Origin of the sequence: Pandoraea sp. (assembly GCF_041919235.1) — a bacterium.
Taxonomy (GTDB): domain Bacteria; phylum Pseudomonadota; class Gammaproteobacteria; order Burkholderiales; family Burkholderiaceae; genus Pandoraea.
Genome location: NZ_JAYRUC010000004.1, coordinates 179,804 through 199,207 on the forward strand (window position 1 = coordinate 179,804; position 19,404 = coordinate 199,207).

The window sequence follows — 19,404 nt, forward strand, 5'->3', positions numbered from 1 at the left end:
AGGCGTGGGGTTGTCGTCATGATGTGCGTCCTGTCATACCGTTCCAAACATCGCCGCCAATTGGGGGGCGATGGCCGCCAGCGGCAGAATCTGCGACGCCGCACCGGCCTCGGCCGCCGCTTTGGGCATGCCGTACACCGCACTCGTCGCACGATCCTGCGCAATTGTGATGAAGCCCTGCGTGCGCATGGCGCCAAGTCCGGCCGCGCCGTCGCGCCCCATGCCGGTGAGCAGCACGCCTACGGCGCGTGCGCGCCAGTTCTCGGCCACGCTCTGCAGGAAAACGTCGACGGACGGACGATACACCGCCTCTTTCGGCTCGTCCGTCAACACGCAACGCCCGCTCGCGTCCACGCGCAGATGGCGATTGCCGCCCGCGAGCAGCACGACCCCCGCCGACGGCCGCTCGCCCGGTTGCGCCAGCCGCACGGTAAGCGGCGTCTGTTGATCGAGCCATTCCACCATGCCCGAAACGAACGCGTCATCCACGTGCTGTACCACGACCACGCCCGCACCGAAGTTCGCGGGCAAGCGCCCCAGCAGCGTGGCGAGCGCCGCCGGTCCGCCGGCAGACGCCCCGATGGCCACCAACGCGTCGGTCCTTGTGGCGGCAGGCGGTGCAGCGGCCATCTGTGGCACACCCGCATCGGCCTGCAGGGCCGCAATGGCGTCGATCTTCGCGAGCAGCGCCGACGCCGGGCGCGCCAGATCCGACGCCCCCAACACCGGCGTGTCGACCGCATCCACCGCGCCGGCACCCATCGCGTCGAACACCAGGCTCGCGTGATGGCCGACATCCGACGTCACGATGAGAATCGGGCAGGGCGTGCGCCGCATGATCTCGCGCGTGGCCGCCACCCCATCCATGACCGGCATGACGAGATCCATCAACACGAGGTCCGGGGGAACGGGGGCGCACATCGACACCGCCTGTGCGCCGTCGTGCGCGACCCATGCGACTTCGAACCCCGGGCGCTGCGCGAGCGTGCGGCGCAGCGCTTCGATAGCGATGATCGAATCGTTGACGAGCCCGATTCTCATGACCCCGACTCCCCGATGAGGTCCACCACGGCGCGCAGCAGCGCGTCGTCGTGGAAACTGCCTTTCGCGAGATAGTAATCCGCGCCCGCGTCGAGCCCGCGCTGGCGATCCTCCTCACGGTCCTTGTACGAAACGATCATGACCGGCAACGCAGCCGTATGGACGTCGCGCTTGATGAGCGTTACCAGTTCGATGCCGTCCATGCGCGGCATATCGACGTCGGTGATGACCATGTCGAACGTCTCGCTGCGCACGGCATTCCAGCCATCCATGCCGTCGACGGCAACGCTCACGTCGTAACCTCGCGCGGCAAGCAGTTTGCGTTCGAGCTCGCGCACGGTCAAGGAATCGTCGACGACGAGCACACGCTTGCGTGCGCGACCGCTCGCCTGCGCGGCGCGCATCGGCAAGCGGTCGAGCGATCCCAACGCCACCGCCTTGGCGATCGAGCGCACCAGATCGGCGGTGTCGATGATGAGTAGCGGCGAGCCGTCTTCCGTGAGTGCGCCCGCAGCAATGTTGGGCACCTTGCCGAGCCGCGCGTCGAGCGGCTGCACGACGAGCATGCGCTCGCCCAGAAATTTGTCGACCGCCAGCCCGTAACGCGCCTCGCCGTCACCGAACACGACCACCGGTTGGTCGCCCGAGACCCCCACGGGCTCACTGCCGCACAACACCTGCTGCGCGCTCACGAGTCCGATCTGCTTGCCGTCCAGCGTAAAGTGCGGACGCCCTTCGAGCGTGTCGATATGGGCTTGCGCGAGCGCCAGGGTACGAGACAGGTTCGCGAGCGGCAGCGCGTAAGGCTCGCCCGCGATCTCGACGAGCAAGCTGCGCACCACCGACAGCGTGAGCGGCAGTTGCAGGATGACCTTCGTGCCGCGCCCAGGCGCATGCTCGATGCGTATCGTGCCTCGCACCGACGCCACCATCGCCCGCACGGCGTCGAGCCCGACGCCGCGCCCGGAGACGTCCGTCACCGTATCGCGCAGCGTGAAACCGGGCAGCATCAGAAACTCGACCAGTTCGTTGTCGTCGAGCCGTTGTGCCGTGTCCGGTGTCACCAGCCCGCGTGCGACCACCGCCCGCCGCACACGTTCGAGATCGATGCCGGCGCCGTCGTCGGCCACGCTCACGAGCAGCAGACCCGCGCTGTGCCGCGCGCTGAGCGTGATGACACCCTCTGCCGGCTTGCCCGCCGCAGCCCGCGCGGCCGGGCCCTCCAAACCATGATCGACCGCATTGCGCAGCAAATGCCCGAGCGGCGCTTCGAGGTGATCGAGAATGTCGCGGTCGACCTGCGTATGCGCGCCGCGAATCTCCAGCCGCGCTGGCTTGCCAAGCGAGCGACCCAAATCCCGCACCATGCGTGCGAACCCGCCCAGCCGGTCGTCGAGCGGACGCATACGGCACGCGAGCGCTTCGTCGTACAACCGCTGCGAGAGTTGTGTCGAGCGCCGGTCGAACTGGTCCAGTTCGTGGATCTGCTCGGCGAGTAACTGAGCGCCCACGCCGAGAGCGCGCCGCAGATCGGCCAGCGCCGAGAGCAACACCTGCCGGTCTTCGTCGGAACGCTCCGCCGCCTGCGTGAGCGCCGAGCCTACCCGGTCGAGCGCGTCGTCTGCATCGTGTTGATGACGTTTGAGCCGCTGCAACGATTGGGCGAACGGCTGCGACCAGCGCGACGCCACCAACGCCTCACTGGATAACCGCAGCAACCGGTCAAGACTGTCGGCCGACACACGCAACGCACGCGAGGCGTGGTCCGAACCGTCGCCGCCGTCACGCATCTCGTGTCTGTCGATCGCGTCATGCGAAGGGAGCGTGGCGGGTGTGGCGGGTGTGGCGGGATTGGCGGGAGTGGCGGGATTGGCGGGATTGGCGGACGATTCGCGCGCCGCCGAAGGCACCGGCTCGGGCACGGCGGGCGCCTCCGGCGTCTCCATGCCATAGCTCGCATAGTCGAAAGCCGCGGGCGCGTCCGGCCCGGAGGCGTCCGGCGCGGCACCGCCTGTCAAGCTCGCGAGCTGTTCGGCGAACGAGGTGACGAAGGCGTCGATTTCGCCTTTGCCCGAGCCCTGCGCCCAGCCGGGGTCCCGGCCCGGCGGGTGCGCCAGGCGCATGAGCAGATCGACACCCTGCAGAAGACGGTCGATGATCGCCACGTCGAGCACGAGGGTGCCGCGCTGCGCCGCAACGAAGGCGTCTTCGAGCACGTGGGCGAGCGCGACGCCGGCATCGACGCCCACGATACGTGCCGCCCCCTTGAGCGAATGCGCGGCCCGCATGCACGCTTCAAGATGCGACGCGTCGGTCGGCGCACGCTCAAGCGCGAGCAACCCGTCGCCAAGCACTTGCGCCTGCGTTTCCGTTTCCATGCGAAACAGGTCGAGCAACGTGGCGCTCTGCAGATCGTCGCTCATGCGAGACTCCGGTCGAACGCCGCGCCGACGCGCAGCGGATCGAGCACACCGACGACATGCTCGCGCCAGTGGAACACGGCCACGGCGAAGCCGTCCGCCGCCCCCGCCCCCGTTGCCGTCGCGGGCACCGAGCCGAGCGCATGGCGTGCAGCCGTGACCGTGCCGTGAACTTCGGTCACGGGAAATGCGCTCAGATGGTGGCCGTGGCGCAGCGCCACGAGGCGCGATGTACTTGAGCGCAGCGTGCCCTGGGGGGCGGTCTGGACCGGCGAGGCCGCCTGAACGCCGAGCAACTCGCCCAACGACAGGCACGGCACCAGCGCGCCGCGCAGATTGATCAGTCCGAGCAACGCCCGCTGACGGTGGCCCGGCACCGAATGCCAGCCACGCATCGGCGCCACTTCCTCGATGGTGGACGCCGGTAACGCAAGCCATTCGTCGCCCAACCGGAAAAGCAGCAGCGACGTACCGCGCGCAGATTCCTCCGCGCCAGGCACTGCACGCCATGGCGTCGGATCGAGGGGGACGACCGGCAACCGATCGAGCAGCTCCGCCGCCTGCCGGCGCAACGTGCGGGCAGGCGCGTTCGCGCCGGATGCCGCGTTGCACTCACCGGACACCGGAACGGCCTCACGCGCGATTTCGCGATTTGTCATCGATGTCGGGTCCCGTGACGGTGGGCGTGGTCAGGCGATGCGTCAGACGTCGTCTCGGCCGTGCGCTCGGCACGCTCGAGCAACCGTCGTGCGCCTGCGGCGTCGCCGCGCGCGTCGAGTTGCGCCGCGCAATGCACGAGCGCTTCGTAATGTCCCGGATCGAGATACAGGGCGCGACGATAATGCACGAGCGCCCCCTGTGCGTCGCCTCGCGCGTCTTCGACGAGCCCGAGCAGATATTCCGCCTGCGCGTTGGCGCGATCGGCAGCAAGCACGCTGCGACACAATGCGACGGCACGTACAAAATCGCCCGCGTCGGCGGCGACCCGCGCCTGGTCGAGTTGCGCACCGACGCCAGCCACTGCGTCGTGACGCGGCGCGACAGGCAGCTTCGCCGAGGCGTCTGGCGTCGCACTTGCGCTTGCACTTGCACTCGCACTCGCACTCGCACTCGCACTCAGCGACGCAAACGTCCGCGCAGGCCCCGCATGCGCCACCTGCGCGCCGTGGGTGCGCCGCTGCGCAATGGCGCCGACGGAACTCACCGGCGTAGCGGTGCTGAACGAATCGAGCGTGCCCGCAACGCGCGACGCGCTGGCGGGCACCGGCGCCGTATCACGCACCGGCCCGGCTACGCGAAACGAGAAGGCCTGTATATGCCCGGTCGACGTCAGGCCATTGCTGGTCAGGGTGCCGCCTTCGGCCGGTCCGGCAAAAAGCGTCGCCCCCATGCGCATGAGACGTTCGAGCGCGGCAATCGCCCGGCGTTGCCCGTCGCGGTCGAAGTAGATCAGGACGTTGCGGAAGAATACAAAGTCGAACGTGCCCAACCGGTCGACGAGCGATGCATCGAACAGGTTGCCGGCATGCCAGCGCACCTGCGTGCTCACCGCCCCGATCACGCGGTAGTGATCGGCGTCTTCCCGGGTGAAATAGCGCTCGCGAAACAGCAGCGATTCGGGCGGGCCGCGAAACGAGTTGCGGCCATACCGCCCCGCTCGGGCGACCGCGAGCGCATGTTCGCTGATATCGAGCGCGTCAATGGTGAAATCGCCAGCGCCGAATCCCGCATCGAACATCGTCATGGCCATCGAGTAGGGCTCCTCACCGGTGGCACACGGCAGGCTCAACAGGCGCAATGGCGGCCGCTCGCGCACCGTGCCGCGTCGCGCAGCGCGTTCGTCGAGCGCCATTTGCGCCAGCGCCTTGAACGCCTCGCGATGCCGGAAGAACCAGGTCTCGGGCACCACGACCGCTTCGATCAGCGCCTGAAGTTCCTGCGGCGACTGCTGCAATCGTTGCCAGTAGAGTGAATACACGGGCGCGTCCTGCATCTCGGGGGCGAGCGTGGCAAGCCGCGCGCGCACGGCACGCTCGATGGCGTTCGCGCCGAGCGTTTCCGCGTCGAGGCCCATCGTGTCGCGCAGCAGTCGTTCTATGTCCTGCACATGGCTCATGACAACGCCTCCGGAGCCTCTGCCAGCGCGTCGCGGGCGGCGTCGAAGAGCAACGCACGCGCCTCGTCGGTGAGCAATTGGTCGACGCGCACCCACTGCACGAGTCCGTCGTCGGTGTCGAGCACCGGGCCGAGATAGCGCCCTTCGGGAAGGTCCACGCCGCTTGCCTGGAACGCCGAAACGTCGGCGCGCAGTGTGTCCGTCGCGCGCTCGACGAGTACCCCAAGAAGGCGCGCGCCGGGGCCAGGCGCCGGATAGTGCACGAGCACCAGACGCGTGGAACGGCGCTCGGGCGCACCCGCCCCGGTCGCCAGGCGCGTCAGATCGATGACGGGCACGGCTTCACCACGATAGCTGAACGCCCCCGCCACCCACGCCGGGGCGGCGGGCAGGCGCTTGAGCGCGAGCCACGGCAGCACCTCAGCCACGTGCGTGGCATCGATAACATAGTGATCGGTCGCGATGGCGAAACGCAGGAACAACATGGCGATGTCCGCGAATGACGAAGAATGCGTTCGTTACTTCACACCAGCCCCAAGGGCGGGAGCGCCGGAACCTTGAAGCGCGATACGCCGCTCTTGAGTCCGTTGGCAACGTGGTTGAGCTCCTCAATGGCCTGACTCGATTGTTGCAGCGACTCTGCCGTCTGCTGCGCCGCTTCCGAGAGTTGCACCAGCGCCTGATTGATCTGCTCGGCCCCCGTGGCCTGCGCCTGCATGCCCTCGTTGACGACCTGGAAGCGCGGCGACAGGGTCTGCACCTGCGCGATGATTTGCGCGAGCTGGTCGCCGACCTGACGCATCTCGTCCATGCCGCGCCGTACTTCCTCGGCGAACTTGTCCATGCCCATCACGCCAGCCGACACCGCCGACTGAATCTCCTTGATCATCTGTTCAATGTCGTAGGTCGCCACGGCCGTCTGATCCGCCAGACGCCGGATCTCGGTCGCCACCACGGCAAAGCCTCGCCCGTACTCACCCGCCTTCTCGGCTTCGATGGCCGCATTGAGCGAGAGCAGGTTCGTCTGGTCGGCCACCTTCGTGATGGTGGTGACGACCTGATTGATATTGCCCGCCTTCTCATTGAGGATGCCCAGCTTGCCATTGACCGAGCCCGCCGCGTCCACCACGTGCCGCATGGCGTCTTCCATGCGCGTGAGGCCGACGTGCCCAGTGCCCGCAAGCGTTGCCGCGTGTTCGGCCACGCCTGCGACTTCCGTCATGGTGCGCGCCAGATCGCGCGACGTGGCGAAAATTTCGCGCGAGGTCGCGCCGATTTCCGTAGTGGTCGCCGCCGTCTCCGAGGCCGTCGCCTGCTGCTGGCGCGACGTCGCGGCAATCTCGGTCACCGACGTCGTCACCTGCAGCGCAGACTTCTGCGCCTGTCCGACCAGGCCCGTGAGTTCGTCCGTCATTCGATTGAAGCCCGATTCCAGTGCTCCGAATTCGTCTCGGCGCGCCAGATCGAGCCGCTTGGTGAGATCGCCCGAACGCATGATCTCCAGAATTTGCATGATGCTCGCGAGCGGCACACTGATCGCCCGGAACAGCAGCCAGCCGCACAGCACGGCGCTCGCGAGCGCCACGGCCAGCGTAATGAGCAGCGTCGCCTTGGCGGCCATCACGGCCTGCCCGATGTTGTGCGAGGCCTCTTCGGCATAGGCCTTGTTCGCGTCGACCAAACGTTGCGTCGCCGCCCGCCCGCGCCCCCATTCGGGGTAAAGCTGGTCCGTGAGCATCGCGCGCGCAGCGGGCATCTGCCCGTCGGCAACCAGCTTGAGTACCTGATTGCTGACGCGCCCGTATTGCTGGCGCACGTCGCGCACTTCCTCGTACTGAATACGGTCGTGGGAACGGTTCACGGTCGTACCGTAGCTCTTGATCCACTCGTCGATCTTGGTATCGGCCGTACGAAGCGCATCGAGATCGACGGCGCGGGCCTTGTCGTTGTCGTCGACCGCCACGACCTGCTGGAGCAACTGATAGCTCTCGAACCACGCGCCGCGCAGCATCGTACTGTAGTAAAGGCCCGGTGTGGAATCGGCTTCCACGCTGTAGGCCTCCTGCGCGATGGCATTGAGCCGCGTGTAGGCGATACCGGCCATGAGGGCCATCAAGGCGAGGATCAGGCCAAAACTGGCCAGAATGCGATGTCGGATCGACCAGTGTTTCACGCGACGCTCCCGTTCGTGGTTCACGCCCGGCGCCTGGGGATGGGCGACGCGAGCTTGTTTGAGGTTACGCCGATTCTATTACAGCGGCCCGGCCGGGCAACGCCGGTCAGGCCGTGTATTTGGGTTTATTTCTGATTTGAAGTGGTCCGATCGGCGCGATCATCGCCCCGGACGCCCACTCAGCGGGTGAGTTCGCGCAAGGCGTCGGCCGTCATGGGTGCGAGCGCGAGCGGGGCGGCCGCCGCCGTAAGCGCGCCGAGTGACGCCGCGTTGTCTGGAGAAACGCTGCCATCGGGCAGGTGAAGATTGTTTTCGAAGCCGATCCGGGCGTGGCCGCCATGCAGCACGGCCGCCAATGCGCACTCGGCCTCGCGCGGGCCGAAGGCGCACATCGCCCACGGCGTGGCGCTCTGCGCGTCGCCCACCGCTTGCGCCCCGGCCTGCCAGGCCCAGAGGAACGGCAGCAGATCCGACGGCGACGACAATTGCCCCTTGCTATAGCGGCCCAGCACGAACAATACCCAGTGACGGCCCGGGCGGATCGCGCCGCTCGCGCGCAACCGCCAGTAGTGCGCCACGTCCTGCGCGTCGTAGAGGATGTACTGCGTAACGATGTTCGCCTGCCAGAGCCAGGCGAAGAACGCTTCGGCAGCCGGGGCGTGCGCAGCGGCAGGCAACACCTCGCGCAACGCCACCGAGATCGCCTCGGGATGCAAAGCCCGCACCGTCGCGATCTGCTGCGCCGGCGTATAGATGCCAACCGCTTCGGTCGTGACTTGCAGTACGAGTTCGCGGCCCACGGCTCGCTGCACCGCATCAATTCCGGCGGCGTAATCCGGTACTTCAAGACTGTGCGTGCCGTCCGCTTTGCGAACGTGCAGGTGGATCATCGCCGCGCCAGCGTCCAGGCACGCCTTGGCACACGCGCCGAGTTCCGACGGCGTCATGGGCAACGCGCGATGATCGGCGTGCGTGCGTCGTGCACCGTTGGGCGCGACGGCCAGGGCGAAGGTGCGCGTCATGCTGTGCGTCCGGCCCTGACGCCAGTGACGTCGGCCACGGCCAACGCGAGCCGCTCGACAATGCGATCGATGTCCGACGGCTGGCAGATGAACGGTGGCGCGATCAGCGCATGATCGCCATGTACGCCGTCGACCGTTCCGCCCATCGGATAGATCAGCAGGCCACGCGCCATGGCCGCCGCTTTCAGACGCGCGTGCGTCCTGTCGGCCGTCGGGAGCGTCTGCTTGGTCGCACGGTCGGCCACCAGTTCGACGCCAACGAAAAGCCCTCGGCCGCGCACGTCGCCCACGTTGGGGTGATCGGCGAAGACCTCGCGCAAACGCGCGCGCAATTGTTCGCCACGCGCCTTCACGTTTTCCAGCAGACGTTCTTCGGCTATCGTGCGCTGCACGGCCAGCGCCGCCGCGCAGGCCATGGCGTGCCCGACATACGTGTGACCATGCTGGAAGAAGCCCGAGCCGCCCACCACCGCATCGAAAATCCGGTCGGTGCACAGCATCGCCCCGATCGGCTGATAGCCTGCGCCCAGCCCCTTGGCGACGACCAGAATGTCGGGCACCACCCCCTCTTCCTCACAGGCGTACAGATAGCCCGTGCGGCCCATGCCCGACATCACCTCGTCGAGCAGCAACAGCACGCCGTACTTGTCGCACACGGCGCGCACCCGCTCAAAGTAGTCGCCCACCGGCGGCACCGCGCCGGCCGTCGCGCCGACCACGGTTTCCGCCACAAACGCGATCACCTTGTCGCTGCCGAGTTCGAGGATCTTCGCTTCGAGTTCGTCGGCCAGACGCTGGACGTAGGCGGCATCGGTCTCGCCCTCGAGACGCTCGCGATAAGCGAAGCACGGCGAGACGTGATGCGCCGGTACGAGCAACGGCAGGAACGGTTCGCGCCGCCAGGCGTTGCCGCCGATGGCCAGCGCACCAAGCGTGTTGCCGTGGTAGCTCTGGCGGCGCGCAATGAAGTACTCGCGCTGCGGCTGGCCGATCTCGACGAAGTATTGCCGCGCGAGCTTCAGCGCCGCCTCGACCCCCTCGGACCCCCCGCTCACGAAATACACATGATTCAGATCGCCGGGCGCACTCGCCGCCAACGTGTCGGCCAGATCCTCCGCGACTTCGGTCGTGAAGAACGACGTATGCGCGTATGCCAGTTGCGCGGCCTGTTGCTGCATCGCCTCGATCACGCGCGGGTGACCGTGCCCCAGACATGAAACGGCCGCGCCGCCGCAAGCGTCGAGATAGCGTTTGCCGCTGCTGTCGATGAGCTCGATGCCCTGACCGCCAACCGCAATAGGCAATGTCTGGCGTGGGTTGCGATGAAACACGTGGGTCATGCCGGAACCTCTGACGAAATGATGACGCGTCGCGCGATGGGCCTGCGGCGATCGTCGCGCGAGCAATGCCGCCCAGTGTAAGCGTGTCGCCTCCAATTTGCAACATGTGTTGCATTCATTTCTTCATCGCAACATTTCGCGCAATGCCCTTGTCCCATTTGATGTCGACGCGCAGACCCAAGGCCTTTGGGAAAGCCCGTGCGCGGCCGGGGCATTTCATGCAACAATCGTTACAATATTACGTCGCCGTGTTGCCATCCCCATGACAGAAGCCCTTGCGCTGCCGCAGACGCTCGAACAACTCAACACCTTGCTGCGCGAGCGTTATCCCCAGTTCAGCCCGCAATTTCAGGCGGGGGCGCGTTTCCTGCTCGACCATCCGCAACGCGTGCCCATCAGTTCCATGCGGGCGATTGCTGCCGAGGCGGGCGTGCAACCGGCCACTTTCGTGCGGCTAGCGCAGCATCTCGGCTTCGGTGGCTGGCATGGTCTGCGCGAGCTATTTCTGGAATCGATCCGGCTCGGCCCGCAGCCGTATGCGAGCCGCGCACGTCAGGTCATTCGCGAGGGCGACGCCGCCCGCATGGTCCCCGAGATGTTCCGGGTACAACACAACAACCTCGACCTGACCGAAGCAGGTGCGAACCTGTCGCTGGGCGCTGCCGTCGATTTGCTCGCCAATGCGGGCACCGTTCATGTCGCGGGCTTCCGGGCGTGCTTTCCGATCGCGTTCACGTTCCAGTATGTCTATCGGCTGTTCCGGCCGACGGTGCACCTGATTCGCGGCGAAGCCGGCACGCTGGAGATGGAGTTGCGAGCGCTCTCGGCACGCGATGTGGTCGTCGTCATCAGCTTTGCGCCGTATTCGAACGAAGCGCTGATCGTCGCGCGGGCGGCGCGGGCCGCGGGTGCCCGTGTGCTCGCGCTCACGGACTCGACCGTCTCGCCGCTCGCCCTCGACGCCGATGTGACGGTGCTGTTCTCGCACGAGAGTCCGTCGTTCTTCCCGTCGATCACCGCCGGCATTGCCGTTGTCGAAACGCTGGTGGAAATGCTGCTCGCGCGCAAGGGGCGCGGGGCGGTACGCGCGTTGGCACTGGCCGAAGACCAGTTGCACGGCACCGGCGCGTATGTCAGCCTGGGGGGAAGCGAGGCAAGCGAGGGAAGCGGCGCCCGCGTCAAACCGGACGCCTGAGCGAAGCGACCTCGCGGCGCAGCGTCAATGCAAGCGCGGCGCTGCCCGCGATCAACGCCGCAGCCAACAGGGCCAAGGCGACGGGCATGCCAAAGCGGTCGGCAAGCCAGCCAATCGTGACCACCGGCACCGAAAAGCCGAAGTACGCGAACAGAAAATACCCCGCCACCGCCCGCGCGCGCATGGCCGGCGCGACCGCCGCGTTGACCGCCGCCAACCCGCCCAGATAAGTGAAGCCGTAACATGCCGAACTGGCGATCGCCGCGCCGGCAAGCAATACGGGCAAGTTCGCGTAACTCACCCCCAATGCCAGCACGACGAAGCCGAGCGGCACGAGCACGAGTCCCGCGCGCACCGCCTGCACAGGCGCCATGCGTCGCGCAGCCGGTTGAAACAACAGCCCCGTCGAGATCACGAAAAACGTGGCAAATCCCGCCCACGCCGCGTGCCCACGCGCGGCCAGCGCCGCCGGCACCACCCCGATGACGACACCCACCGCGGCCCAAGCAAGCAGTATCGCCATGCCCAGCGGGCTGGTGCCAGGCGCAAGCACCGGCCAGCGCAACCACGATGCGCTCGGATGACGCTCCGGCGCGGGCAGCGCCGCCACCGCACAGGCCGCCACAAAAGCGAACGGTAGATACGCCCATAGACTTACGGGCGGCAGCGTCGTCGGCGCGGCCACGAGGCACACGCCGGTGAAGAGCGCGCCAGCGCCAAAGCCCAGCGACGTGGCCGCCGCGACAAGCGCGGCCCCGCGCGTGGCCGCGTCTTCGCGTGCGCCATATAACTCGGTCATGTACGCGGTGCCGCTACCCGCCACGAGTCCCGTCGCGAGGCCGTAACACGCTCTTGCGCCGCCAAGTGCAACGAGTGTCGGCCAGCGCAGCGTCAGCGCCGTGCCCGCCAGACCAAGCAGCAACGCGATGGCCAACGGCGCACGGCGCCCCACACGATCGGACAATCCCGCGAGGAGCAACAATGTCGGCACGAGTGCGCCGACGTAGCACGCGAAGGCGAGCGCCTGCGCCCCCGCGCCGCGCCCACTGGCTGCGGCATAGTGCGGCACCAGCGGCGCTTGCAGATTCACGGCGAACGTGACGACGAATAGCTGTAGCGCCAGCAGCGGAATCGCCCAGCGCGGCGTTGTCCGGGGCGAGTGACGATTGCCTGTGTCGATTGGGATCGAGGGATGAGACATGCAGTGAACCCGTAATGAAGCGACTGTGAATGACCGAGGAGGACGCGGTATGACGTCAAGTATTGCCAGCTCGTCAATCCAGTGCAATTATTGAATTGTCCTGATATCAATTACCGTCGTCGCTCCCCGCATGGCAGCCCCCGCCCGCTATCTCGAACACGTCGAACGTCTCGTCGAAGCCATTGCGTGCGGCGATCTCGCGTCGGGCGCCCGGCTGCCACCGCAGCGCGATTACGCCGACACGCACGGACTTGCGATCTCCACCGTCACACGGATCTACGCCGAACTCGCGCGTCGCGGCCTCGCCGTGGGCGAAGTGGGGCGCGGCACCTTCGTGCGCTCGCCTGCGGTGGGCGCGGCGGCGGCGTTCGCGCAATGGGCGCCCGCGCCGGGTGCGATCGGCGGCGTCGATCTCGCGTTCAACTATCCAGTCCTGCCCGAGCAGACCGACGCGCTGCGTCAAGCCCTGCGAGAGACGGCCGCCGCCGGCGATCTGAGTGCCTTGCTCGCCCACACGCCGCACGACGGGCATCCGTCCGATCGGCGAGCGGCCGCGCAATGGCTGTCCCGGCGCGACGGCAGCCTCGTCTCGCCCGATGCGATCGTCATCTGCGCCGGGGGCCAGCATGCGCTCGATGTTCTGCAGTTGGCGCTGTGTCGCGCGGGAGAGCCGGTGGCCGTCGAAGCCCTGACCTATCCCGGCTGGAAAGCGCTCGCGGCGTTGCGCGACATTCCACTCGTTGCCATGCCGATGGCACCCGACGGGCTCGATCCATCCGCACTCGATACGGCGTGTCGTGCGCTGGCAGGACGTTTGCGCGTCGTCTACACGATGCCCACGCTGCATAACCCGCTGGGCAGCGTGATGCCACTCGCACAGCGGCGCGCGCTAGTGGAGGTGGCGCGGCGTCACGATCTGCTGCTGGTTGACGACAGCGCCTACGGCTTTCTCGTCGCCGACGCCCCGCCCCCGCTTCGTCTGCTCGCGCCCGAGCGCACCGTCGAAGTGTGCAGTCTGTCCAAGCCGGGCGCGCCGGGCCTGCGCATCGCTTATTTGGTCGCACCGCCCGCCTTGCTGCCACGCGTGCATGCGGCAATGCGGGCGAGCGTCTGGAGCGCTGCGCCGTTGATGGCGCAATTGGCGTCGCGTTGGCTCGACGACGGCACGATCGATCGCTGGACGACGCGCAAGCGCGCGTTGGCGGCGAGACGTCAGGCCATCGCGCAGACCTGCTTCGCGGGCCTTGGCGCGACCGGGTATGCCGGGGCGTTTCACCAGTTGCTACCGGTGCCTGCGCCGATGCGCTGCGACGACGCCGTCGCGGCCCTGCAAAAGCGAGGAATTGCGGTGACGCCCGTCGACGCGTTCGCGGCCCCGGGGCAAACGGCGCCCGCCGCTATTCGCATCGCCCTGGGTACGCCACAGAGCGACGCCGTGCTTCAGGCCGCGCTCGAGCAGGTCGCCGATGTCGTGAAAGCGTTTGCGCGCCGATGACGCGCCAGATGACGCCGCTCCCGGTTTCTTTTATGATCGTCGTGCTCCCTGCGGCCGAATCGTCGAGGTAAGACCCGACGCGGCATCGCGCAGGATCCGTCTCCTGTCGACAATCTCAAGGACTCCGAATGTCGCACCTCCACCTGTCGCGCGTCCGCGCAATCGTGTTCGGCACCGCGCTCGTCGTCGGCGCAAGCGCGGCCGCACCGGCGTTTGCCGCCTCCAATCTCGCCTTCATGAGCGACTCACCGCTCGCCTATTTGCGCAAGGCCGACAACGATTCGCTCGCCAAAGCCGCTGGCGACGTTCTGTCCCACAAGCAGGACAACGAGACGGTCGACTGGTCCAACAAGGGCAGCCGCAACCCCGTGGCAATCAAGGCACAGCTCACGCCGACCAACACCCAGAAGGACGCCACCCATACCTGTCGCGACCTGATCGTGGTGCTCGGCGCGAAAGGGCAGGAAGTCACGCTCAAGCTGGCAGCCTGCAAGAAGGGCGAGAACGGCCTCAGGGAACTGCAAAAGCGCGCCACACCGTGATCGCGCGGTTGTATCGGTGACGAAAAAACGCCGGTCCCGAACTATCGGACCGGCGTTTTTTCATGGTGCCGCCGAAACGCAAGCGCCTGCGAATCGTGGCGAGCGCAAGCGCAAGCTCAGGCCACCGCCCGCTTCTTGTGTCCTTCGACGTCCGGCAACAGGATCGTCACGATACCGAGCAGCGGCAAATAAGCGCATATGTGGTAGACGAAGTCGATGCTCGTCGAGTCGGCCAGTTGCCCCAACACTGCCGCGCCGACGCCCCCCATCCCAAACGCAAAGCCAAAGAACAACCCGGACACGGTACCGACCTTGCCTGGAATCAGCTCTTGCGCATAGACAAGAATCGCCGAGAACGCCGAGGCGAGAATCAGCCCGATCACAACCGTCAGAATGCCGGTCCAGAAGAGATTCGCATACGGCAGCATCAGCGTGAAGGGCGCGGCACCGAGGATCGAACCCCAGATCACATATTTGCGGCCAATCTTGTCGCCCAGCGGACCGCCGATCATCGTGCCCGCCGCCACGGCGAACAGGAACACGAAGAGATGCACCTGCGCACTTTGCACCGAGACATGGAACTTGCTGATGAGATAGAACGTGAAATAGCTGCTGATACTTGCGAGATAGAAGTATTTCGAGAAGATCAGCACCAGCAAAATGCCGATGGCGAACATCACTTTGCCGCGCGAGAGATGAGCGGTCCCGCCCCGGCGAGCGGCCGGCTTGCCCTGGCTGGCGGCGCGCTGCCCCGCGTACCAGCGACTGACGTGGAACAGCACGAAGATCGCCACGAGCGCCGCCACCGAAAACCACGCCACACTGCCACGGCCGTGCGGGGCAATGATGAGCGCGGCGAGTAACGGGCCGAGCGACGAGCCAACGTTGCCGCCGACCTGGAAGAACGATTGCGCCATGCCGTGGCGTCCGCCCGACGCCATGCGCGCCACGCGCGACGACTCAGGATGGAACACGGACGAGCCCATGCCGACGAGCGCCGCGGCCACGAGCAGCATGCCGAAGTTCGGCGCGACGGCCAGCAGCAACAGGCCCGCCAACGTGAAGCCCATGCCGACCGGCAGCGAATACGGCTTCGGGTGCTTGTCGGTGTATAGGCCGACCACCGGCTGCAAGAGCGACGCAGTGACCTGATAGGTCAGCGTAATCAGACCGACCTGCGCGAAGCTCAAGGCAAAACTCGCCTTGAGCAACGGATAGATGGCCAGGATCAACGACTGAATCATGTCGTTGAGCAAATGGGAAAAGCTGATCGCGGACAGCACGCGGAACGCTGCGCCCCGCGCGGCCGGCGACGAAGCGCCGGGAAGAGACGTTGCTGGTTGGCTCGACATGGGTGGGAGGATTTACGCCAAAGGCTTCAGGAATTCACAACCTTCCGGCGACTTTCACGCAGATATGCATGAATGTTGGGATTTAACCTATTTTTCGCCAGAAATTTCATAAATGAAGTGTAGAGCATGCGTAAATCGCAGTTGCGCCAACTTTTGTCGCGATTCCGCCATTCCAGTCCACCGTTGTCTGCGTCGTGGAAGTCGACAGATCCGGCTTTGTGGACAGCCCCGAAACGGCCCTTCGGGCATTCCACCGCTGCCGCTCGTTCGCCGCGCGACGCCAAAAGCGTCTGCGGGTTTATCGGGCGTTGGACGCCGTCGGGGATTCGTGTAGAGTCGACTGACGAGTTGTGCCGTGCAACACAAAACATACGCAAGGGCCCACTCTTTCTATGGTTGGCAGCAGAACATGATTCAACACTCCAGAGTCGTGCAGTGGCTGGTGACCGGGCTTGTCGTGACGGCCACGCTCCTTGTCGTCCTGCTCCTGGGCTGGCTGCGCGTGCATCAGATGTCGCAGGCGTTTCTCGAACAAGAAGCGCAACGGCAGCGCGCATCGCTCGAACGCATTGTCAACACGGCCGAGGAAACCCTCAAGGGCGCCGCGCCCTGGGTCGGCCGTACATGCAGCGAGGTCAACAGCTCGCTTCAGGCCACCGGCACACTCAGCCCCTACTTCCGTTCCATCTGGCTCGTGTCCCACGGGAAGATGTACTGCTCGTCGGTGATTCGGTCGGACGAAGCGATCGACATGCCCCTGCCGGCCGAACTGGTGCCACTGCTCACCGGCTCGCGCGCGCTGTTTGTCGCCCGTACCCCTTACGTGCAGGGCGTTCCCGCGTTGGCACTGTATTTACCGACGTCGGCCACGGGGGGGGTACTGGGCTTCATCGACGGCGTATACCTCACCGAGTCGCTGCACAGCGTCAAGAACAGCCAGCTCGCCTGGACAGCGATGACCATCGGAAGGGTATCGCTGACCTCCGAAGGGCCGAGGCTCGAACCCGTCGGCATCGCGACCCGCGGGGCTCAGTTGACGCTCGAATCGGAACATTTCTCGACGTCGCTTGCCGGGAGTTCTGCGCTCACGCGTTCGTTGATCGCCGCTCAGGCACCGATCTTTCTGTCGTTCGGCGTGACGATCGCCCTTCTGCTGGGCATTCTGACGTTCCGTCATCTTGGGCCGGCGCAGTTCATGCGCAGGCAAATTGCCCTGGGCATCCGGCGCAATGAGTTCAAGGTCTACTATCAGCCCGTGATGGAGCTGGCGACGGGCCGCTGCGTCGGCGCCGAGGCATTGATGCGCTGGCACCACCCGGTCGCCGGCCTCGTGCGCCCGGACGCCTTCATTCCCATCGCGGAAGGCAACGGCCTGATTATCGAACTCACCCGTGCGTTGCTCAAACAGATTCGCAACGACGTCGCCCGAGGCGCCTTGCCGCAGGGCTTTCACGTGGCCATCAATCTCGCGGAACGGCACTTGCGTGACACCACCATCGTGCACGATATCGAGCGTTACTACGGTTCGTTGAACGATATGTATCCACTCATCGCCGAGATCACCGAGCGCTATGTCATCCGCGACACGGCGGCCGCGCGTCATGTCATGGCGGAACTTCAACGGCGTGGCATCGAAACGTCGCTGGACGACTTCGGCGCGGAGAACAACTCCATCGGCTACCTGAAGCGCTACGAGTTCAACTATCTGAAAATCGACAAGGAATTCCTGCCCGTCACCGAGGAAGACGAGGTCACGCGCAATATCTGCGATTCCATCATCCATCTGGCCGAGCGCATGGGGATGACGATTGTGGCAGAGGGGGTCGAGAGCGAGGCGCAGGCAAATTACCTGCGCAAGCGCGACGTCACCTATGCACAGGGGTATCTGTTCGCTCGCCCGATCGCGTTCGACGAGCTGGTGCAATTTGCGATCGCCCACCCGGGCACGGGGCTGAGCGAAGTCAAACCAACGTCTGCGACAGTCGCACCGATCACGCCTCTGACACCTCGCAAGGCAATCTGAGCGCGTCGATCATGGGGGGTGCCGAAAGCGCCCGGCCGGTAACGCATATCGGCCCGGCGTTCGGTGCAGTGGCGCGGCTTGCGCCGCCATTACATCAAAAGACCAATTGCGGCATATTGCTGCGCGGCGTGGGCGCAGTGGCCGCGCGCGTGCTGTCTCGCATTTCGGCGCGCAGCAACCACAATCGCTGCGCAACGAAACGTCTGAAGCGCATTTCACCCGCGGAGAAAGAGATTTGCATCTGATGTCGCTTGCCATTGGGCAGCATGCGAACCAGACGATAGTGTCGAGCCCCGTCAACCGTTTCCTTGATATTCCTGACGCGCATCATTTCACCCCCGTTTCTGTTGTGTCAGGTGAGTCGGCACTTCGGCAAACGTCGCGTTCCCGGTCGAGCCACACCAGCGCAGAATTTCAGCCTGACGCGATACTGACCGTCACTGGGGGGGCGTGCGGCGAAAATCAATGTAGAGGAGAAACGTCCCCCATTCGTCCCCCAAAGAACCGTCCGAAGCGCACTTCGTTGGTGTACCGCAACACTTCTTCGTTCGGCGTAGGCTTGCGTTAGCTCACCCGCCCTCTACAATGCGGCCACACGCTGAGTTTGATCGAAAAAATAATTATGGTTTCCGAACTTTCTTCCACGCCGGGCAATTTTCCACGCAAAGAGACGGACGACGCGCTGCAGGTGAGTGGGTCGCTATGGCTACATCGCGGCAACGCGTCGCTGGGCGGTCAGGCGCGCATCGCGCTGCTCGAACACATTGCCGCACACGGGTCGATCACTGCGGCCGCGAAGGCAGCGGGCATGAGTTACAAGGCCGCGTGGGATGCCGTGGATGCGATGAATCAACTCGCTGGCGAGCCACTGGTGGCGCGCAGCACGGGCGGCCGCGGCGGTGGCGGCACCCGCCTCACCGCACGCGGCGCCAGGCTCGTGGCAGCGTTCCGGGCGGTGGAAGTGGCCCAGCAGCAGTTCCTCGCACGCGTGGCCAACGATCTGGAACACTTCGACGAGCAGTGGCCCATCATTGCGCGGCTCGGTCTGCAGACCAGTGCGCGCAACCAGTTGCACGGCACCGTCGCCGGCATTCGGCGCTGTGGCGTGAATGACGAAGTGACACTCGCGTTGCCGGGCGGTGAAGCGATCACCGCGTCGCTCACGCATCGCAGCACGCAGACGCTGGGACTGACCATGGGCAGCGATGCGTTCGCGCTCATCAAGGCACCGTGGATCGACATTGCACGCGGCGCAGATCTGGCCGGCTTGGCCACCGCCAACCGCCTTTCGGGCACCGTCGACGCCATCGCCGACGAGGCCGGACAAGCGGAAGTCATTCTGGCGCTGCCCGGCGGCAGCCGGCTCGCTGCCATCATGCCGCACGACACGCTGACGGCGCGCGGGCTGACGGTCGGCGTTGGCGCGACGGCCGCTTTCGCGGCCACCAGCGTAATTCTCGGGGTGCTGGCCTGACGCACTCGCG

At 66.0% G+C, this 19,404-nt stretch carries 15 protein-coding genes; 5 read left to right on the plus strand and 10 right to left on the minus strand.

What is annotated here, in order from left to right:
* Positions 1-33: 33 nt before the first annotated feature.
* The 8 genes from ACE3UG_RS04785 to ACE3UG_RS04820 form a co-directional block, all read right to left on the minus strand.
* On the minus strand, positions 34-1,041 hold the full coding sequence (locus ACE3UG_RS04785) for a chemotaxis response regulator protein-glutamate methylesterase (RefSeq protein WP_374620345.1): 1,008 nt from the start codon (positions 1,039-1,041) through the stop codon (positions 34-36).
* Positions 1,038-3,464 carry a hybrid sensor histidine kinase/response regulator gene (locus ACE3UG_RS04790; RefSeq protein ID WP_374620347.1) on the minus strand — a complete coding sequence of 809 codons (2,427 nt, stop codon included), beginning with the start codon at positions 3,462-3,464 and terminating at the stop codon, positions 1,038-1,040. Before ACE3UG_RS04790 ends, ACE3UG_RS04785 begins: the two co-directional genes overlap by 4 nt.
* Positions 3,461-4,120 (minus strand): chemotaxis protein CheW, encoded by a 660-nt coding sequence (locus tag ACE3UG_RS04795; RefSeq protein ID WP_374620349.1) that lies wholly within the window; start codon positions 4,118-4,120, stop codon positions 3,461-3,463. Before ACE3UG_RS04795 ends, ACE3UG_RS04790 begins: the two co-directional genes overlap by 4 nt.
* A complete protein-coding gene (locus tag ACE3UG_RS04800; RefSeq protein WP_374620352.1) occupies positions 4,117-5,577 on the minus strand; it encodes a CheR family methyltransferase in 1,461 nt (486 codons plus the stop codon). The genes ACE3UG_RS04795 and ACE3UG_RS04800 overlap by 4 nt, the downstream gene beginning before the upstream one ends.
* Positions 5,574-6,062 (minus strand): chemotaxis protein CheW, encoded by a 489-nt coding sequence (locus tag ACE3UG_RS04805; protein WP_374620354.1) that lies wholly within the window; start codon positions 6,060-6,062, stop codon positions 5,574-5,576. Before ACE3UG_RS04805 ends, ACE3UG_RS04800 begins: the two co-directional genes overlap by 4 nt.
* Positions 6,063-6,100: 38 nt before the next feature.
* Positions 6,101-7,774, minus strand: coding sequence for a methyl-accepting chemotaxis protein (locus ACE3UG_RS04810; RefSeq protein WP_374620357.1), 1,674 nt, complete (start codon positions 7,772-7,774; stop codon positions 6,101-6,103).
* A gap of 155 nt (positions 7,775-7,929) precedes the next feature.
* Entirely contained in the window at positions 7,930-8,772 is an 843-nt protein-coding gene (locus tag ACE3UG_RS04815) for a 3-keto-5-aminohexanoate cleavage protein (RefSeq protein ID WP_374620359.1), read from the minus strand.
* Positions 8,769-10,112 carry an aspartate aminotransferase family protein gene (locus tag ACE3UG_RS04820; RefSeq protein ID WP_374620362.1) on the minus strand — a complete coding sequence of 448 codons (1,344 nt, stop codon included), beginning with the start codon at positions 10,110-10,112 and terminating at the stop codon, positions 8,769-8,771. The genes ACE3UG_RS04815 and ACE3UG_RS04820 overlap by 4 nt, the downstream gene beginning before the upstream one ends.
* Positions 10,113-10,374: 262 nt before the next feature.
* On the opposite strand from ACE3UG_RS04820, the gene ACE3UG_RS04825 reads away from it, so the two are divergent.
* Entirely contained in the window at positions 10,375-11,307 is a 933-nt protein-coding gene (locus ACE3UG_RS04825) for a MurR/RpiR family transcriptional regulator (RefSeq protein WP_374620364.1), read from the plus strand.
* Here ACE3UG_RS04825 and ACE3UG_RS04830 read toward each other — a convergent pair.
* A complete protein-coding gene (locus ACE3UG_RS04830; protein ID WP_374620367.1) occupies positions 11,291-12,508 on the minus strand; it encodes an MFS transporter in 1,218 nt (405 codons plus the stop codon). The genes ACE3UG_RS04825 and ACE3UG_RS04830 overlap by 17 nt on opposite strands.
* A gap of 130 nt (positions 12,509-12,638) precedes the next feature.
* On the opposite strand from ACE3UG_RS04830, the gene ACE3UG_RS04835 reads away from it, so the two are divergent.
* The gene (locus ACE3UG_RS04835; RefSeq protein ID WP_374620369.1) at positions 12,639-14,003 is read left to right on the plus strand and encodes a PLP-dependent aminotransferase family protein; all 1,365 of its coding nucleotides are present in this window, start codon (positions 12,639-12,641) and stop codon (positions 14,001-14,003) included.
* Positions 14,004-14,131: 128 nt separating this feature from the next.
* On the plus strand, positions 14,132-14,545 hold the full coding sequence (locus ACE3UG_RS04840; RefSeq protein ID WP_374620372.1) for a hypothetical protein: 414 nt from the start codon (positions 14,132-14,134) through the stop codon (positions 14,543-14,545).
* A 116-nt stretch (positions 14,546-14,661) separates the two neighbouring features.
* Here ACE3UG_RS04840 and ACE3UG_RS04845 read toward each other — a convergent pair whose 3' ends face one another.
* Positions 14,662-15,897 carry an MFS transporter gene (locus ACE3UG_RS04845; protein ID WP_374620374.1) on the minus strand — a complete coding sequence of 412 codons (1,236 nt, stop codon included), beginning with the start codon at positions 15,895-15,897 and terminating at the stop codon, positions 14,662-14,664.
* Between the two features lie 409 nt (positions 15,898-16,306).
* Here ACE3UG_RS04845 and ACE3UG_RS04850 point away from each other — a divergent pair, with 409 nt between their 5' ends.
* Both ACE3UG_RS04850 and ACE3UG_RS04855 read left to right on the plus strand, forming a co-directional pair.
* Entirely contained in the window at positions 16,307-17,920 is a 1,614-nt protein-coding gene (locus ACE3UG_RS04850; protein ID WP_374620378.1) for an EAL domain-containing protein, read from the plus strand.
* 622 nt (positions 17,921-18,542) lie between these two features.
* Positions 18,543-19,394 carry a TOBE domain-containing protein gene (locus tag ACE3UG_RS04855; protein WP_374620380.1) on the plus strand — a complete coding sequence of 284 codons (852 nt, stop codon included), beginning with the start codon at positions 18,543-18,545 and terminating at the stop codon, positions 19,392-19,394.
* Positions 19,395-19,404: the final 10 nt, after the last annotated feature.

Bases quoted from the DNA above. Each gene is read 5' to 3' on its own strand.
- ACE3UG_RS04840 (WP_374620372.1), top strand. From the start codon at position 14,132: ATGTCGCACCTCCACCTGTCGCGCGTCCGCGCAATCGTGTTCGGCACC.
- ACE3UG_RS04795 (WP_374620349.1), bottom strand. From the start codon at position 4,120: ATGACAAATCGCGAAATCGCGCGTGAGGCCGTTCCGGTGTCCGGTGAG.
- ACE3UG_RS04855 (WP_374620380.1), top strand. From the start codon at position 18,543: ATGGTTTCCGAACTTTCTTCCACGCCGGGCAATTTTCCACGCAAAGAG.
- ACE3UG_RS04815 (WP_374620359.1), bottom strand. From the start codon at position 8,772: ATGACGCGCACCTTCGCCCTGGCCGTCGCGCCCAACGGTGCACGACGC.
- ACE3UG_RS04835 (WP_374620369.1), top strand. From the start codon at position 12,639: ATGGCAGCCCCCGCCCGCTATCTCGAACACGTCGAACGTCTCGTCGAA.
- ACE3UG_RS04845 (WP_374620374.1), bottom strand. From the start codon at position 15,897: ATGTCGAGCCAACCAGCAACGTCTCTTCCCGGCGCTTCGTCGCCGGCC.
- ACE3UG_RS04800 (WP_374620352.1), bottom strand. From the start codon at position 5,577: ATGAGCCATGTGCAGGACATAGAACGACTGCTGCGCGACACGATGGGC.
- ACE3UG_RS04785 (WP_374620345.1), bottom strand. From the start codon at position 1,041: ATGAGAATCGGGCTCGTCAACGATTCGATCATCGCTATCGAAGCGCTG.
- ACE3UG_RS04790 (WP_374620347.1), bottom strand. From the start codon at position 3,464: ATGAGCGACGATCTGCAGAGCGCCACGTTGCTCGACCTGTTTCGCATG.
- ACE3UG_RS04830 (WP_374620367.1), bottom strand. From the start codon at position 12,508: ATGTCTCATCCCTCGATCCCAATCGACACAGGCAATCGTCACTCGCCC.
- ACE3UG_RS04825 (WP_374620364.1), top strand. From the start codon at position 10,375: ATGACAGAAGCCCTTGCGCTGCCGCAGACGCTCGAACAACTCAACACC.
- ACE3UG_RS04850 (WP_374620378.1), top strand. From the start codon at position 16,307: ATGATTCAACACTCCAGAGTCGTGCAGTGGCTGGTGACCGGGCTTGTC.
- ACE3UG_RS04820 (WP_374620362.1), bottom strand. From the start codon at position 10,112: ATGACCCACGTGTTTCATCGCAACCCACGCCAGACATTGCCTATTGCG.
- ACE3UG_RS04805 (WP_374620354.1), bottom strand. From the start codon at position 6,062: ATGTTGTTCCTGCGTTTCGCCATCGCGACCGATCACTATGTTATCGAT.